This window comes from Gordonia sp. B8661-1 (assembly GCF_059427765.1).
In genome coordinates, this window is sequence record NZ_JCAHRL010000005.1 from 92,920 (window position 1) to 106,398 (window position 13,479).

The window sequence follows — 13,479 nt, forward strand, 5'->3', positions numbered from 1 at the left end:
GTCGGCACTCTGGTAGCGCCAGTATTCTGGTGACCACCTCTACCGAGAAAGCAGTGATGAGACGCGCCAAGCGCCGAAAACCCCGAAGATCCAGTTCGCCCCGTGCTGACGCCGCCGACAATCGGAGGGTGTCGTGCTGACTCTCCTCGGTATCGTCCTCGGTATTCTGATCGTTCTCGCGATCACCGCTCTGACCGGCTATTTCGTGGCGCAGGAATTCGCCTACATGGCCGTCGACAGGTCACGGCTCAAAGCGCGCGCCCAGGCCGGTGACCGTGCCGCGGAACGCGCGTTGTCCGTCACCCGCCGCACCTCCTTCATGCTCTCCGGCGCCCAACTGGGCATCACCGTGACGGGCCTGCTCGTCGGTTACGTCGCCGAACCGCTGATCGGACGCGGTGTCGGCGATCTCCTCGGCGACGTGGGCGTCCCGGTCGCCGCGGGAGTGGCGATCGGTGCCTTCATCGCGATCGGTTTCTCCACCATCGTGCAGATGGTGCTCGGTGAGCTGTTCCCGAAGAACCTGGCCATCGCCCGTCCGGAGCCGGTGGCCCGCTGGCTGGCCCGTTCCACGACCATCTACCTCGCGTTGTTCGGCTGGCTGATCGCGCTCTTCGACAAGTCGTCGAACCTGCTGCTGCGCCTCCTGCGCATCGAGCCGGTGCACGACGTCGAGCATTCCGCGACCCCGCGGGACCTCGAACACATCGTGGCCGAGTCCCGGGAAACCGGCGAGCTGCCCGCCGAGTTGTCCATGCTGCTCGACCGGGTTCTCGACTTCCCCACCCGCACAGCGGAACACGCGATGATCCCGCGCCTGCGAGTGGACTTGGTGTCCGCCGACGAACCGGCCGTCGACGTGCTGGCCCGGATGCGCGAGGGACACACGCGCTACCCGGTCATCGACCGTTCGGGCGACGACATCCAAGGCGTCATCCACCTGCACGATCTGCTCCGATGGTCCGCGGAGGACCCGCACGACCGTACGACGGTGGCTGCGGACCTTGCCCGGCCCGCCGTGGTCGTGCCGTCGTCGCTGCCCCTGCCCGAGGCGCTGGCTCGCATCGACGAGCGTGGCGACGAGATGGCGATCGTCATCGACGAATACGGCGGCTTCGCCGGCATCGTGACCGTTGAGGACATCGCCGAGGAACTGGTGGGGGAGATCGACGACGAGCACGACGACCTGGCGCCGCCGGAGATCGAGCGCAGCGCCGGCGGCTGGACGGTCCGCGGCGACGCACACCTCGACGAGGTGTCGCGTGCGCTGGGCCATGATCTGCCCGACGGTGATCACGAGACGATCGCCGGCCTGGTGATCTCCGAATTCGTCGGGTTGCCCGAGGTCGGGGACGAGGTCGTGATGACGCTCGATCCCGAGCCCGCAGCGGCGCACGGGGATTCCCCGGAAGCGCCCGTTCTGCGGGCCCGGGTGCTGGCCGTCGACAAGCGGGTGCCGTCGCTGGTCGGCCTGACCATCGATGACGAGTCCGCACCGAAGGACGGAGCCGACGATGAGTAACCCCTGGGTGATCGTCGCGATCACCATCGCTCTCATCGCGGCGAGCGCGTTCTTCGTCGCGGTGGAATTCGCCTTGATCGCCGCGCGCCGCCACCGGCTCGAGGACGCCGCACCGACGAGCCGTTCGGCCAGGGCGGCGCTGCGCAGCGCGTCGGAACTGTCGGTACTTCTCGCGGGTTCGCAGCTCGGCATCACCGTGTGCACGCTTGCGCTCGGTGCGATCACGAAACCCGCTGTGCACCACTGGCTCACGCCGCTCTTCGAGGACTGGGGCGCACCGCTGTGGGTCGCCGACGTGGCGGGCTTCGTCCTGGCGCTGGTCATCGTCACCTTCCTGCACCTGGTGATCGGTGAGATGGCGCCGAAGTCCTGGGCCATCGCACATCCGGAGCGCTCGGCGACGATGCTCGCCCTGCCGATGCGCGCCTTCATGTGGGTGACTCGCCCGCTGATCGTGCAACTCAACCGGATCGCCAACTGGTGTCTGCGCCGTGTGGGTGTGGAGCCGGTGGATCAGGTTGGCAGCGGTCAGGATTCGGAGGCGCTACGGCATCTGGTCGATCATTCGGCCGAGGTGGGCACACTCGACGAGCGCTATCACATGCCGCTGTCGAGTGCGCTCGAGTTGCAGTCGCTGACGGTCGGCGAGGTGGCCACCGACGGCACGCCGCGGGGTGTCACACCGGATGCGGATGCCGACGAGATCCAGGCGGTCGCCGTGAACAGTGGTCATTCGCGAATCCTGGTGTGGCGCACACCTGGTGACACCTCCGAGAGCGGTGTCCTGGGTGTGGTGCACGTTCGCGACAGCCTGGGGGCGGCGCCGGGGACGACCGCCCGGGACCTGATGCGACCGGTGCTCTCACTGGCACCGGAGCTGCCCGTCTATGAGGCACTGGGCCTGATGCGTGAGCGGCGCCAGCACGTCGCCACGGTCGCCGACGACGGCACCGTGACCGGTCTGCTGACCCTCAACGACGTGCTGGAACGACTGCTCGCGACGACGGCCTGAGTCAGCGGTCGACCAGGTCCCCGGGAGCCAGAATCCACGGCTCCCGGGGCAGCGCGCCGGGATCGAAGCGATGCAGCAGTGTCGGGGTGTCGACGGATTCGCCCGCGTCGGCGAGCCCCAGCGAGTACGCGAGACGGGCGAGGACGTCGGCGGCCGACAGACCGTGATCGGCCAGATCGGACAGGGTGATCGCGCCGTCCCGTTTGCTCAGCCGCACCCGTTCGGTGTTGAGGACCATCGGTACGTGGGCGTAGCGCGGCGGCGAATACCCGAGCCGGGTCGCCAGGTAGGCCTGCCGCGGCGCGGACGAGAGCAGATCGTCGCCGCGCACCACCTGGTCGACGTGCTGTGCGGCATCGTCGACGACGACCGCGAGGTTATAGGCGGGAGTGCCGTCGTTGCGCTGGATCACGAAATCGTCGACAGCTCCGGTGAATCGGCCCTGCAACCGGTCGTCGACGGTGAACTCGTCGACGTCGGATCGGATGCGGAGCGCGGGTGGACGGCCTTCTCGCCGTCGTCGATCACGTTGTGCCGCATCGAGATCACGGCAGGTTCCCGGATACGCACCGGGCGGTGCGTGTGGAGCGGACGGGGCCTCGGAGATCTCCCGACGGGTACAGAAACACTCGAATGTCCGTCCGGCGTCGGTGAGTTCGGTGATGATCTGCCGGTACACATCGAGGCGATCCGACTGGTAGACGACGTCACCGTCCCAGTCGAGCCCGATGGCGGCGAGGTCGTCGAGCTGGCGACGGTCCGAACCGACGGCCGTCCGGTCGAGGTCTTCCATGCGGATCAGGAACCGCCGGTTCTCGTGGCGCGCGAACAGCCAGGCAAGGAGTGCGGTGCGCAGGTTGCCGACGTGTAGATCGCCCGACGGGGACGGGGCGAATCGCCCGGCCGATAGGTGATCGGTCGGTGCCGGTGCTGCGCGGTTCATCGCCTGCGACATTACCGTCCGGCAACATCACGGCACGTCACCTCTACAGTTGCGTCGCGAGCCGTGACACCATGGTGGGGTGGATCTTCCGGTAATGCCGCCGATCGCCCCGATGCTCGCCAAGGCCGTGCCCTCCGTCCCGGAGCAGCCCGCCGGCGAAATCGAGTGGTCGTATGAGCCGAAATGGGATGGATTTCGGGCCTTGATCTTTCGGGACGGCGACGAGGTGGCGATCGGCTCCCGTGGCGGAAAAGATCTGGCACGCTATTTTCCCGAGCTCGTCGACGCGGCGCGCGCGGAGCTGCCCGACAAGGTCGTGCTGGACGGTGAGATCGGCGTACCGGCGACCATCGGCGGGACCCGCCGACTGGACTGGGACTCGTTGGCGCAGCGCATTCATCCGGCCGAGTCGCGGGTTACGATGCTCGCCGAGCAGACCCCCGCCATCTTCATCGGATTCGACGCTCTGGCATCGGGGTCGCGAAGTGTTCTCGACGAACCGTTCTCGGTACGACGAGAGGTGCTCACCGAAGCCATCGATCCCGCCGGTACCGGCGGTTCCTTCCACGTCAGCCGGGTCACCACCGACCCGGACGTGGCCGGCGACTGGTTCTCGGCCTTCGAGGGCGCCGGACTCGACGGGGTCGTCGGCAAACGCGTGGCCGGCCGGTATGTGCAGAACAAGCGCGAGATGGTGAAGATCAAGCACAAGCGCACCGCGGACTGCGTGGTCTTCGGGTACCGGGTGCACAAGAGCGGAACCGGACTCGGCTCGATGCTGCTCGGGCTGTATCACGACGACGGCGAGCTCCGGATGGTCGGCGGCGCAGGTGCGTTCTCCGACGCCACACGGATCGAACTGCAGGAGATGTTCGAACCGATGAGGCTGGACCCGGACAAGCCCGCCGCGGGCGAGCCGACCCGGTGGCGCTCCGAGAAGTCCGGGGAGTGGATCCCGATCCGGCCGGAACTGGTCGTCGAGGTGGCGTACGACCAGATGGAGAACCATCGTTTCCGGCACACCGTGAAATTCCTGCGCTGGCGACCCGACCGTGATCCGCGCAGTTGCGGCTACGACCAGCTCGAGGTTCCCCTGACCTACGACCTGCACGACGTGCTGGAAGGCTGATCACCATGGCATCGCGAGCGCCTGCCGAAGAACTCGACGTCGACGGCATAGCCGTGCGACTGAGCAATCCGGACAAGATCTACTTTCCGGAACTCGGCGAGAAGGGCGGCCGCAAAAGGGATCTCGTCGGTTACTACCGCACGATGGCGCTGCCCCGGGACGGCCATGACGGTCCGATCATGGCCGCGCTGCGCGATCGCCCCACCTTCCTCCAACGGTTCCCGGACGGCGTCGAGGGCGACGAGATCTATCAGAAGCACATCGCCAAGAAGCGACCCGAGCACGTGCAGTCCACGCGCATCGTGTTCCCGTCCGGACGCACCGGCGACGCGATCCTGCCGACGGTTCCCGCCGATGTCGTCTGGGCCGCGAACCTCGGCACCGTGACGTTCCATACCTGGCCGACCAAAGCACCCGACAATGATCATCCGGATCAGCTGCGGATCGACCTGGACCCGCAGCCGGGGACCGACTTCGATGATGTGCGTCGCGTCGCCATCGAGGTGCTCAATCCGCTGCTGAATGAATTGGGGTACACGGGCTTTCCGAAGACCTCCGGAGGGCGTGGGGTCCATGTGTACGTGCCGATCGTCCCGGACCACGACTTCATCGCAACGCGACGGGCGGTGATCGCGATCGCCCGTGAGATGGAACGGCGCGATCCGGATTCCGTCACGACCTCGTGGTGGAAGGAGGAGCGCGGCGAGCGGATCTTCATCGATTTCAATCAGAACGCGCGCGACCGGACGATGGCGTCGCCGTATTCGGCCCGACGAAGTCCGAACGCGCGGGTGTCGACTCCGGTCACCTGGGATGAGCTCGCGGATGTGAACCCGGATGACTGCACCATCGCCACCGTGCCGGATCTCGTTGCGCGGCGCGGAGATCCGATGGCCGATATCGCCGATTACCGGCGCGATCTGGCGCCGTTGCTGGACATGGTCGCCCGCGACGACCAGGACGGCCTGGGCGACATGCCGTATCCGCCGAGCTATCCGAAGATGCCGGGGGAACCGCCGCGGGTGCAGCCGAGCAAGAAGGTCGCGGCGCACTGGGACGACGACGGCAATCGTATCCCCGACTGAGTGTGAGACCCTCGGGTGCGCAACGGGATCGACGATAGGGGGTCGGCAGGTAGGCCACGACGACGAGTGCGCGTCGGGAGGGTGATTGCCGCACCTGGTGACATGGAGGCGCCCCCGCCACGTTCGCGTCGCATGGACGGAACGTGACGGGGACGGTCCCGGCGTTCGGGGAACCCGAGAAGTGCCGGATCGAGGGGTTCAGCTCATGTCGACATCACTGGTCGGGGGTGTGATGTCAGTATCGAGCTGCATCCGGCGTCTTCGGGGGTCTTGGGATCACCCGACCGCTGGTGCGTGGAGGCGCTGTCCGTAATCATCGGGCACCTCGCTGTCCATGTCGGACTCGGCGTCGACCGACGTCATCTCGGGATCATGGATGAGGTCTGTGTCGGGGTTGGCGCTGCCCGGCACCGAACGATGCTTGATCCATCCGTCGGCCACCATCTCCAGGAGAAGCTGGACCCGGTTGTTCACCGGGCGGTCGGCCAGCAGGTATCGGTTGGCGACACGACGGTAATGCGCCTTCACGGTGCTGTGGCAGATGCCGTGCTCGGCAGCCGTCTCGGCGACGGTCGAACCGAGCAGGTAGGTCCGCAGGACCTCGCGTTCGCGCGGTGTGATGTGGACGCGGTCCCGGACCGGTCCCGCCGAACCCAGGGTGGCGTGCAGGATTCGGCCGAGGCCGTTGACGGCCTGCCTGCCGGTGAGCCAGTGCACCGTGCGTCCGCGGACGGTCTTCCAGCGTGCCGGCGCGCCGATGCCGACGAGGACGGCATTGGTCGACGGCAGTGCCCGCACCACGCGGGCCAGCTGGATCTCGTCGCGGAACACGACGACGCCCGGCGCGTGGCGCGCACCCAGTTCTGCATAGGTTGTCACCACGGTTGCGCGGTAGCCACACTTCTCCACCAGGGCCAGCACCGCCTGATCGACTGCGGTGCCATCTCCCGCGATGATCACGTCGTGGGTATCCAAGCCAGTACGACTTGTCACGTGTTGGTCCCTCCGCTCGTCGCGACAGCCTTGGCGCGTGTCGCAATCTCCATGGTTGTCAGAGATCGGCGGTAGATCAGCGCAGTATTCGACAGGCGCAAGGAAAATTTGGGTGACTTGACCCAACGCTAAGTTTCCTAAATGTCGCATTGTGCATGAGAGTCCTGTTTCAGGCATGATTACGCATATGACCATCGGCATTCGTATTCTGCTCGCATCCCCGTTGGGTCATGTGGTGGCTGGACCATTGCGGCTCGCATTTCAGGAAGCGCAGGACGACGTCACCGTCGTCGTGACCCGGGATCGCGATGAGTTCGTCAGCAGCATCAACGGCCGGGTTCGCTTCGACGTGGTGGCGGCGGACCTGGTCTGGAACCGCCCGGACGTGGAATGGCACTTCGACGGACTCGACGTCATCGACAGCCTCCTCGCGTCGAATCGGATGGCGCCGATCCTGCTCGCGACGCAGGGGCACACCCTGGAGCAGGACTACCTCGAGGAGGCGCGGTTACGCCCGGAGGTCTGCGGGGTCGTCGCTAAGTCCGACGGTCTGCCGGAGCTCACGGACGCGATCCGGCGGGTGGCGCTCGGGCAGCGGCTCAAGACCGAGATCCCCACCTCGCGGGCGCCCCTCTACGAGATGTTCACCGGTCGCCGCGGCGTCACCGCGGCACGTCTCGCCGGCGCCATCGCATCGGGCAATGCCACGGACAATGCCGGGCTGGCGGTGGCCGCGAAGGTGTCGCCGAATACCGCGAACAAGGTCGCCACCCACTACCTGGGACCGATCATGCGCAAGCGCGGTGAATGCGACGAGCGCATGCCGCTGACTCAGGCCGCGGTCTACCGCTGGTGCGGACTGCATGCCCGGTACATCACCAGCTGGTGTCGCAGGCACGGCCACGTCGATGTGCTGTCCGAGAACTTTCACTGAGTCGACCGCACTCATTCTCAACTCCCGCTTGCGAATTCCGGTGTGACAGCGCCGGTGTCGCCGGCCGCGATTCCGGCAACCGACGCCGGAGTCGTGTGCCGGACGAAGCGCGACGCGGGTGAATCACGGCGTTAGTACTTTCGTACTAGTCCTCTCGATCAAGTCGGTGCACAGCCGCTGGGGAGTCCTACACTGTGCGGGCATTGACCGAGCCGAGGGGGATCGGAGTGATACTCAGACCGCCGGACATTTCGACTCCCGCGCCCCGGCCGGCGCGCGATTGGTGGTTCACGGGCTACGACGCCACCGTGACCCGCAACGATCTGCTGATGGCATGGCGCGACGGCGTGGGTCGCCCGATCCGCGAGTCCAAGTCCTACGCCGATCAGCTCAAGAGCTGGTCCGGTCACATGGGCAGGCGGCCGTGGTCCGGGGATCTGCATCCCACGGTTCCCACGCTGTTGACCAAGGCGCAGATGGCCTCGGCCGAGGCCGACGGCTGGAATGCGGTGTCCAGACTGTGCGCGGATCTGATCGATCCACTCAGTCGCTACACGGCTGGCTGGGCGACCAGTCTTCTCGACTACCGCGTGAAACCGCTGCCGCACAGGGTGATCGACGTGGTACGCACGCTCATCAGGAAGATCCCCCCGGTGGTACAGGCGGCGATGATCGATCCGGCCGACGACGTGCTCGCGAGCGAGGCCACCGTGCATGCATTCCTGGCCGACCAGACATCGCGCCACGCGATCGACGGTCAGGTCGCACTCCGCTGTTACACCGAACATCTCGGCACGTTGCTCCGCGGTGATGTACTCATGCGGAAGGGCATCGACGATCCCGATGTGCTGCACAAGCTCTGGGAGCATTACGACGAGACGCTGGACGGCCAGATGGTGGTCGAGACGCGAGGCGCCATCCGGCTCGAGGGCATCGGGGGTGTCATCGACATTCGCGACTGCGCGTGATCTTCGGTCCCGAAGGGAGGAGCGGGACCGAGGCCGCGGTGGGTCGACCGGCACATGCCGGCCGACCCACCGTCGGGTCGACGGCCGAGCGAGGCGATACGGATCAGAAACCGGCCGCGGCATCGATCCGGATATGGTGCCGGCCGGACGGAACATCGTCCCCGCACACCAGTTTTCGCGCGACCATCGCACCGACGACACCCGCCAGGCTTGCTGCCGTACCGAGTTGCGGCCACGACGGCAAGGTGTGCCCGACCTCCGCGAGCGATGCGGTCAGACGGGGCGCGACGTCGTCGCCGACGATCGCCCCCGCCAACCGCACCCGCTGGGCCGGATCCCGGAGGGCGTCGGCGTCGAGTTCGGTGACGTCGCCCGCGCGTCCGTGGAAGAGCGGATAATCCGGGTCCAGATCGTAGCGTTCGACGTCGACGATCACGTTGTCGCCGTCATCGGTCACCATGATCACCGGTATGCCCGCCGCACGGGCGTGCACCCGGATGGCGACCTTCATCGCGAGGTCGTCCATCTCCTCCATCAGCACCGTGGCCTGCTCGGTGCCCTCGCCGCCGAGGAAGGCATCCGACGCCTCGGGGGAGTAGCCCTCCTCGAAGGCCTCGATCGTCGCGTACGGATCCGCCTCCAGTGTCCGGCGTTGTGCCAGAACGGCCTTGGGTACTCCGAGGTCGCAGACCGAGCCGGTCAGCCGATTGAGATTGGTCGGCCCGAGCACGTCCGGATCGGCGATCCGGAACCGCCGGGCCCCGGTCAGTGCCGACACATGCAGCACCGACGCGCCGACACTCAGCCCGGCGATCGCGATGGTCGCCGACGACCAGGCATCCTGCTCCTCCTGGGTGATCAGCCACCGGTTGCGTGCCGTGCGAAGCCGGTGGAACAGTGCGCTTTCCGGTACGCGGACCATGGTGGCCCGCCACGGATACACGACGTAACGGCTGACCTTCTCCAGATCCGCCTCGGCCGGAATCGGTTCGCCGGAGAACCGGGCGAGCTCCTGCAATTCCGGCAGTGCGTGCTCCCAGGCGTCGCTGAACCGGAATCCGCTGTCCGGCAGGCGGAGTTCCTCGATGCGTGCCCGATCGGTGTCGGGGTGCAGGATCTCGATCACTGGTTCCTCCTGATGTAGGTCTGCTTGATGCCGTCGCCGAAGCCCGGCGACCGGTGCAGGTGCAATTCGATGAGGGGTTCGGCACGCTCGCCGAGTTGTGCATGGAGAGCGCGGTATTCGGAGTTGGTCTCCAGCATCGATGCCAGGCACCGGATGGTCAGGCGCTTCCGCAGGTTCTCCGACGGCGCGACGTGCGCGCCCAGTTCCACCCGGACCTTCAGGGTTTGCGAATGCTCGTCGTCGAAGGCCGTCTCGATGGCGAAGCGTCCCGTCACCGAATCCGTCACCGACGGATCGTCCAGTGCGGGACGCACATTGTCCGGATAGACGTTGAGCGAGTAGAAGATCGCCGCGACGTCCGGGCGTCCGCTGAGGACCAGGAAGTTGGCCGTCGGCTCGACCCGGTGCGCGAGATCGGTATAGCCGAGTTCGTGCAATTCGTTCTGCAGCTGGACGCCGTCGAGTACTCGTCCGCGATCGTTGATGCGATAACGGATCAGGGGTGCCGGACCGTCCACGGTGAAGAGCAGGTTGTTGTCCCGGTCGGTCTCGACGTAGCGGAACTCCGGGTGGTACTCGACGAAGGTGGGTTGTGTCGGACCGCAGGCGCCGAACAGTTCCGAGTTCAGATGCGGATCGAGGGTGGCGGCACGCCGGATGGCAATGGTTTCCGGTGTCTCGTAACCCATCAGGCCGGCGTCGGCGGTGCCGTACTTGAGGCAGATGCGGTGGGCCTCGCCCGGCCGGCCGAGCCGCTCCAGCACATGATCGCGCCACGATTCGGTGATCGCCTCGCCCGCCAGGAGCAGGCTGATCTCCTGTGCCATCAGATGATCGGGAGCCTGGTCCAGGACGTCCTTGACGAACGGCGGGTAGCCGGCGATCACGACCTGCTCGTAGAACGGGCCGAGTTCGCCCAGGTCCCGGATGATGGCGTCGGCGTCGATGCCGGGTGTCGAGATCGTCAGCATGTGGCCGCGCTCGATGAGTTCATCCGACGCTTGCAGTGTGTACACCCCGCCGATCCAGGTGCCCATCGCGAATCCGACGATCAGCAGGGTCGACTTGGTGTGGCTCTGGTAGCTGCGCGTGAAGATCCGGTCGAACATCGTCGCGGCCTGGTCGCGCGCGACCTTTCCGCGGCCGTACAGCGAATACTTGCCGGTCGATCCGGAACTGCCGGCGATGTGGGTGACCGTACTGACCGCGCCACGATCCACCCGCGCGGGCAGTGGGTGTGCGGACAGGTAGTTGTCCTTGGTCATGATGGGCAGCCGCGAGAAATCCTCGACTCCGCGGATCGATTCGGGATCGATTCCGGCTCGGCGGAGGAGTTGCCCGTAGGCGTCGACCTGATGTGCCGCCCGGATGGCGATGTCCGTGGCGCAGTCGAGGCCGGTCCGCCGGGTGATGCTCTGTGTCATCGGAGTGGTCCTTCGTTTGTGTCGGTTGGGACAAAACGAAGAGTGCTTCCCCACTGGAAGCGTGTTCCCGAGTCAGGAAATTAATTTCCCCGGAGTTTTCGCGATGCGTACGGAGACATCCGTCGGTTCTGAAAGTGTCTGCACCCCAGCAGGTTCCGAATCAGAGTGCTGTTTGCCCGGCCGCACTATCGATGTCTGTCATTAATCGGGTGATTGCCATTTGGTTTACGACGGAGCGCTCGGCCGGTTGTCAAGAATTCCGGTGGTCAGTCAATCGAATTACATCGGGGAACCGGTTGTCGCGAGTGGCGGATTCGATGATATCGCCTTCGGGGGCGGTGAGTCGTCGTCATGAGATGACGACGTCCCCGCCGGATCCGTCGAGGGCGGAGTGCCCTGTGGGATGCGGCGGGGACGTGGTCGGTCGAGCGAAGGCCCGCGAGATCAGGCCTCGATGATGAACGCCTCGAGCTGAGCGCGCGCGACGTCGTCGGCGATCTGCTCCGGCGGGGACTTCATCAGGTAGGCGGAGGCCGGGATGACCGGTCCGCCGATGCCGCGGTCCTTGGCGATCTTCGCGGCGCGGACGGCGTCGATGATGATGCCCGCCGAGTTGGGGGAGTCCCAGACCTCGAGCTTGTACTCCAGGTTCAGCGGTGCGTCGCCGAAGGCACGGCCCTCGAGGCGGACGTAGGCCCACTTGCGGTCGTCGAGCCACTCGACGTGGTCGGACGGGCCGATGTGGACGTTCTTGTCCTGCACCTTGCCGGCCAGCGAACCCTTCAGGTTCGAGGTCACGGCCTGGGTCTTCGAGACCTTCTTGGACTCCAGGCGCTCACGCTCGAGCATGTTCTTGAAGTCCATGTTGCCGCCGACGTTCAGCTGGTACGTGCGGTCGAGGGCGACGCCGCGATCCTCGAACAGCTTGGCCATCACGCGGTGGGTGATGGTCGCACCGACCTGGCTCTTGATGTCGTCGCCGACGATCGGCACACCGGCGTCGGTGAACTTCTGCGCCCACTCCGGGTCCGAGGCGATGAAGACCGGCAGGGCGTTGACGAACGCGACATTCGCGTCGATGGCGCACTGCGCGTAGAACTTGTCGGCCTGCTCCGAACCGACGGGCAGGTACGAGACGAGGACGTCGACCTCGTTGTCCTTGAGTGCCTGCACGACGTCGACGCCGTCGCCGTCGGCCTCGGTGATGGTCTCCAGGTAGTACTTGCCCAGGCCGTCGAGCGTGTGGCCGCGCTGCACGGTGACACCGGTCGGCGCCACGTCGGCGATCTTGATGGTGTTGTTCTCGCTCGCGAAGATCGCGTCCGACAGGTCGAAGCCGACCTTCTTGGCATCCACGTCGAAGGCGGCGACGAACTCGACGTCGCTCACGTGGTACGGCCCGAACTTCACGTGCATCAGGCCGGGCACCGTCGAGTTCTCGTCGGCATCCTTGTAGTACTGCACGCCTTGGACCAAGGATGAAGCGCAGTTTCCTACGCCCACAATGGCCACGCGCACCTTATTGGGCTCACCCATGGTCGGGCTCTCCTTCTACTCGGGGCGTCGCAGTCTGCTGCGCCACCGGTTCTTTCTCGGTTTCTTTCTGGTGTTCCCGGTCATGGCTCGTCGAGCCGGTGACGCGGAAGTCTGTGTCGACGGTGTCGGTCATCAGGTCATGACCGGGTTCGTCGGAGGCCGACCGTTGGTCGGCGGGCAGGTCGTCGGTGTGTGTCTCGGAGGCCTCGGCGGCGATGAGCTCGTTGAGCCAGCGGACCTCGCGTTCGCTCGACTCGAGGCTGAGCTCGTGGAGCTGACGGGTGTACCGGTCGACGGCGCGGTTGGAGCGGCCGACGATCTCGCGCAGCCCCTCACGGCGTTCCTCGACCTGACGTCGACGACCCTCGAGAATCCTCATCCTCGCCACCGCCGGTGTCCGGCTGAAGAACGCGAGGTGCACGCCGAACCCGTCGTCGGTGTAGTTCTGCGGGCCGGTGTCGGCGACGAGTTCACTGAAACGTTCCCGTCCGGCATCGGTGAGCTGGTAGACCCGCCGGCCGCGGCGCACCTTGACTCCGGCCGGTGTGCTGGCCTCGTCGATCGTGCCGTCGGCCTGCATGCGGCGGAGCGTCGGGTACAGCGAGCCGTAGGAGAACGCACGAAACGCGCCGAGCAGACCGGTCAGTCGTTTGCGCAGCTCATAGCCGTGCATGGGGGATTCGAGGAGCAATCCGAGGATGGCCAGTTCGAGCATCGACGATCACCCCTCTCCTCGTGGTCTCCGTGACAGATCGGCACGACATCTCGTCGTGATGTAGTTCCCAATGTATCGCACCGATATAACCG

12 protein-coding genes are annotated in these 13,479 nt (G+C 66.1%); 6 read left to right on the forward strand and 6 right to left on the reverse strand.

All coding sequences use genetic code 11. The features are described 5' to 3' along the window. Window positions 1-133: 133 nt before the first annotated feature. Window positions 134-1,522, forward strand: a complete 1,389-nt coding sequence (locus AC4JJG_RS12290) for a hemolysin family protein (protein ID WP_495401585.1) — start codon at window positions 134-136, stop codon at window positions 1,520-1,522. After that, on the forward strand, window positions 1,515-2,534 hold the full coding sequence (locus AC4JJG_RS12295) for a hemolysin family protein (protein WP_495401584.1): 1,020 nt from the start codon (window positions 1,515-1,517) through the stop codon (window positions 2,532-2,534). The genes AC4JJG_RS12290 and AC4JJG_RS12295 overlap by 8 nt, the downstream gene beginning before the upstream one ends. Before the next feature lies 1 nt (window position 2,535). Here AC4JJG_RS12295 and gluQRS read toward each other — a convergent pair whose 3' ends face one another. Continuing rightward, window positions 2,536-3,477 (reverse strand): tRNA glutamyl-Q(34) synthetase GluQRS, encoded by a 942-nt coding sequence (gene gluQRS / locus AC4JJG_RS12300; protein ID WP_495401583.1) that lies wholly within the window; start codon window positions 3,475-3,477, stop codon window positions 2,536-2,538. A 79-nt stretch (window positions 3,478-3,556) separates the two neighbouring features. Between gluQRS and AC4JJG_RS12305 the strand changes: the two genes are divergently transcribed. Both AC4JJG_RS12305 and AC4JJG_RS12310 read left to right on the forward strand, forming a co-directional pair. After that, entirely contained in the window at window positions 3,557-4,606 is a 1,050-nt protein-coding gene (locus AC4JJG_RS12305; RefSeq protein WP_495401582.1) for an ATP-dependent DNA ligase, read from the forward strand. A gap of 5 nt (window positions 4,607-4,611) precedes the next feature. Continuing rightward, the gene (locus AC4JJG_RS12310) at window positions 4,612-5,691 is read left to right on the forward strand and encodes a DNA polymerase domain-containing protein (RefSeq protein ID WP_495401581.1); all 1,080 of its coding nucleotides are present in this window, start codon (window positions 4,612-4,614) and stop codon (window positions 5,689-5,691) included. A gap of 276 nt (window positions 5,692-5,967) precedes the next feature. Here AC4JJG_RS12310 and AC4JJG_RS12315 read toward each other — a convergent pair whose 3' ends face one another. Continuing rightward, the gene (locus AC4JJG_RS12315) at window positions 5,968-6,684 is read right to left on the reverse strand and encodes a helix-turn-helix transcriptional regulator (RefSeq protein ID WP_495401580.1); all 717 of its coding nucleotides are present in this window, start codon (window positions 6,682-6,684) and stop codon (window positions 5,968-5,970) included. Between the two features lie 187 nt (window positions 6,685-6,871). Here AC4JJG_RS12315 and AC4JJG_RS12320 point away from each other — a divergent pair, with 187 nt between their 5' ends. Together AC4JJG_RS12320 and AC4JJG_RS12325 are read left to right on the forward strand one after the other, a co-directional pair. Continuing rightward, entirely contained in the window at window positions 6,872-7,618 is a 747-nt protein-coding gene (locus AC4JJG_RS12320; protein WP_495401579.1) for an MSMEG_1198 family transcriptional regulator, read from the forward strand. Window positions 7,619-7,926: 308 nt separating this feature from the next. Continuing rightward, window positions 7,927-8,586: a hypothetical protein gene (locus AC4JJG_RS12325; protein ID WP_495401578.1), complete on the forward strand. Its 660-nt coding sequence runs from the start codon at window positions 7,927-7,929 to the stop codon at window positions 8,584-8,586. A gap of 103 nt (window positions 8,587-8,689) precedes the next feature. Here AC4JJG_RS12325 and AC4JJG_RS12330 read toward each other — a convergent pair whose 3' ends face one another. The 4 genes from AC4JJG_RS12330 to AC4JJG_RS12345 all read right to left on the reverse strand — a co-directional run bounded on the left by AC4JJG_RS12330 (window position 8,690) and on the right by AC4JJG_RS12345 (window position 13,387). Next, a complete protein-coding gene (locus tag AC4JJG_RS12330; RefSeq protein ID WP_495401577.1) occupies window positions 8,690-9,712 on the reverse strand; it encodes a ThiF family adenylyltransferase in 1,023 nt (340 codons plus the stop codon). Further along, complete coding sequence (locus tag AC4JJG_RS12335; RefSeq protein WP_495401576.1) at window positions 9,709-11,136, reverse strand: phenylacetate--CoA ligase family protein; 1,428 nt, start codon at window positions 11,134-11,136, stop codon at window positions 9,709-9,711. The genes AC4JJG_RS12330 and AC4JJG_RS12335 overlap by 4 nt, the downstream gene beginning before the upstream one ends. A gap of 444 nt (window positions 11,137-11,580) precedes the next feature. Beyond that, window positions 11,581-12,672, reverse strand: a complete 1,092-nt coding sequence (locus AC4JJG_RS12340; RefSeq protein WP_495401575.1) for an inositol-3-phosphate synthase — start codon at window positions 12,670-12,672, stop codon at window positions 11,581-11,583. Then, a complete protein-coding gene (locus AC4JJG_RS12345) occupies window positions 12,665-13,387 on the reverse strand; it encodes a PadR family transcriptional regulator (protein ID WP_495401574.1) in 723 nt (240 codons plus the stop codon). Before AC4JJG_RS12345 ends, AC4JJG_RS12340 begins: the two co-directional genes overlap by 8 nt. Between the last annotated feature and the right edge of the window lie 92 nt (window positions 13,388-13,479).

Bases quoted from the DNA above. Each gene is read 5' to 3' on its own strand.
- AC4JJG_RS12295 (WP_495401584.1), top strand. From the start codon at position 1,515: ATGAGTAACCCCTGGGTGATCGTCGCGATCACCATCGCTCTCATCGCG.
- gluQRS (WP_495401583.1), bottom strand. From the start codon at position 3,477: ATGAACCGCGCAGCACCGGCACCGACCGATCACCTATCGGCCGGGCGA.
- AC4JJG_RS12310 (WP_495401581.1), top strand. From the start codon at position 4,612: ATGGCATCGCGAGCGCCTGCCGAAGAACTCGACGTCGACGGCATAGCC.
- AC4JJG_RS12320 (WP_495401579.1), top strand. From the start codon at position 6,872: ATGACCATCGGCATTCGTATTCTGCTCGCATCCCCGTTGGGTCATGTG.
- AC4JJG_RS12335 (WP_495401576.1), bottom strand. From the start codon at position 11,136: ATGACACAGAGCATCACCCGGCGGACCGGCCTCGACTGCGCCACGGAC.
- AC4JJG_RS12340 (WP_495401575.1), bottom strand. From the start codon at position 12,672: ATGGGTGAGCCCAATAAGGTGCGCGTGGCCATTGTGGGCGTAGGAAAC.
- AC4JJG_RS12345 (WP_495401574.1), bottom strand. From the start codon at position 13,387: ATGCTCGAACTGGCCATCCTCGGATTGCTCCTCGAATCCCCCATGCAC.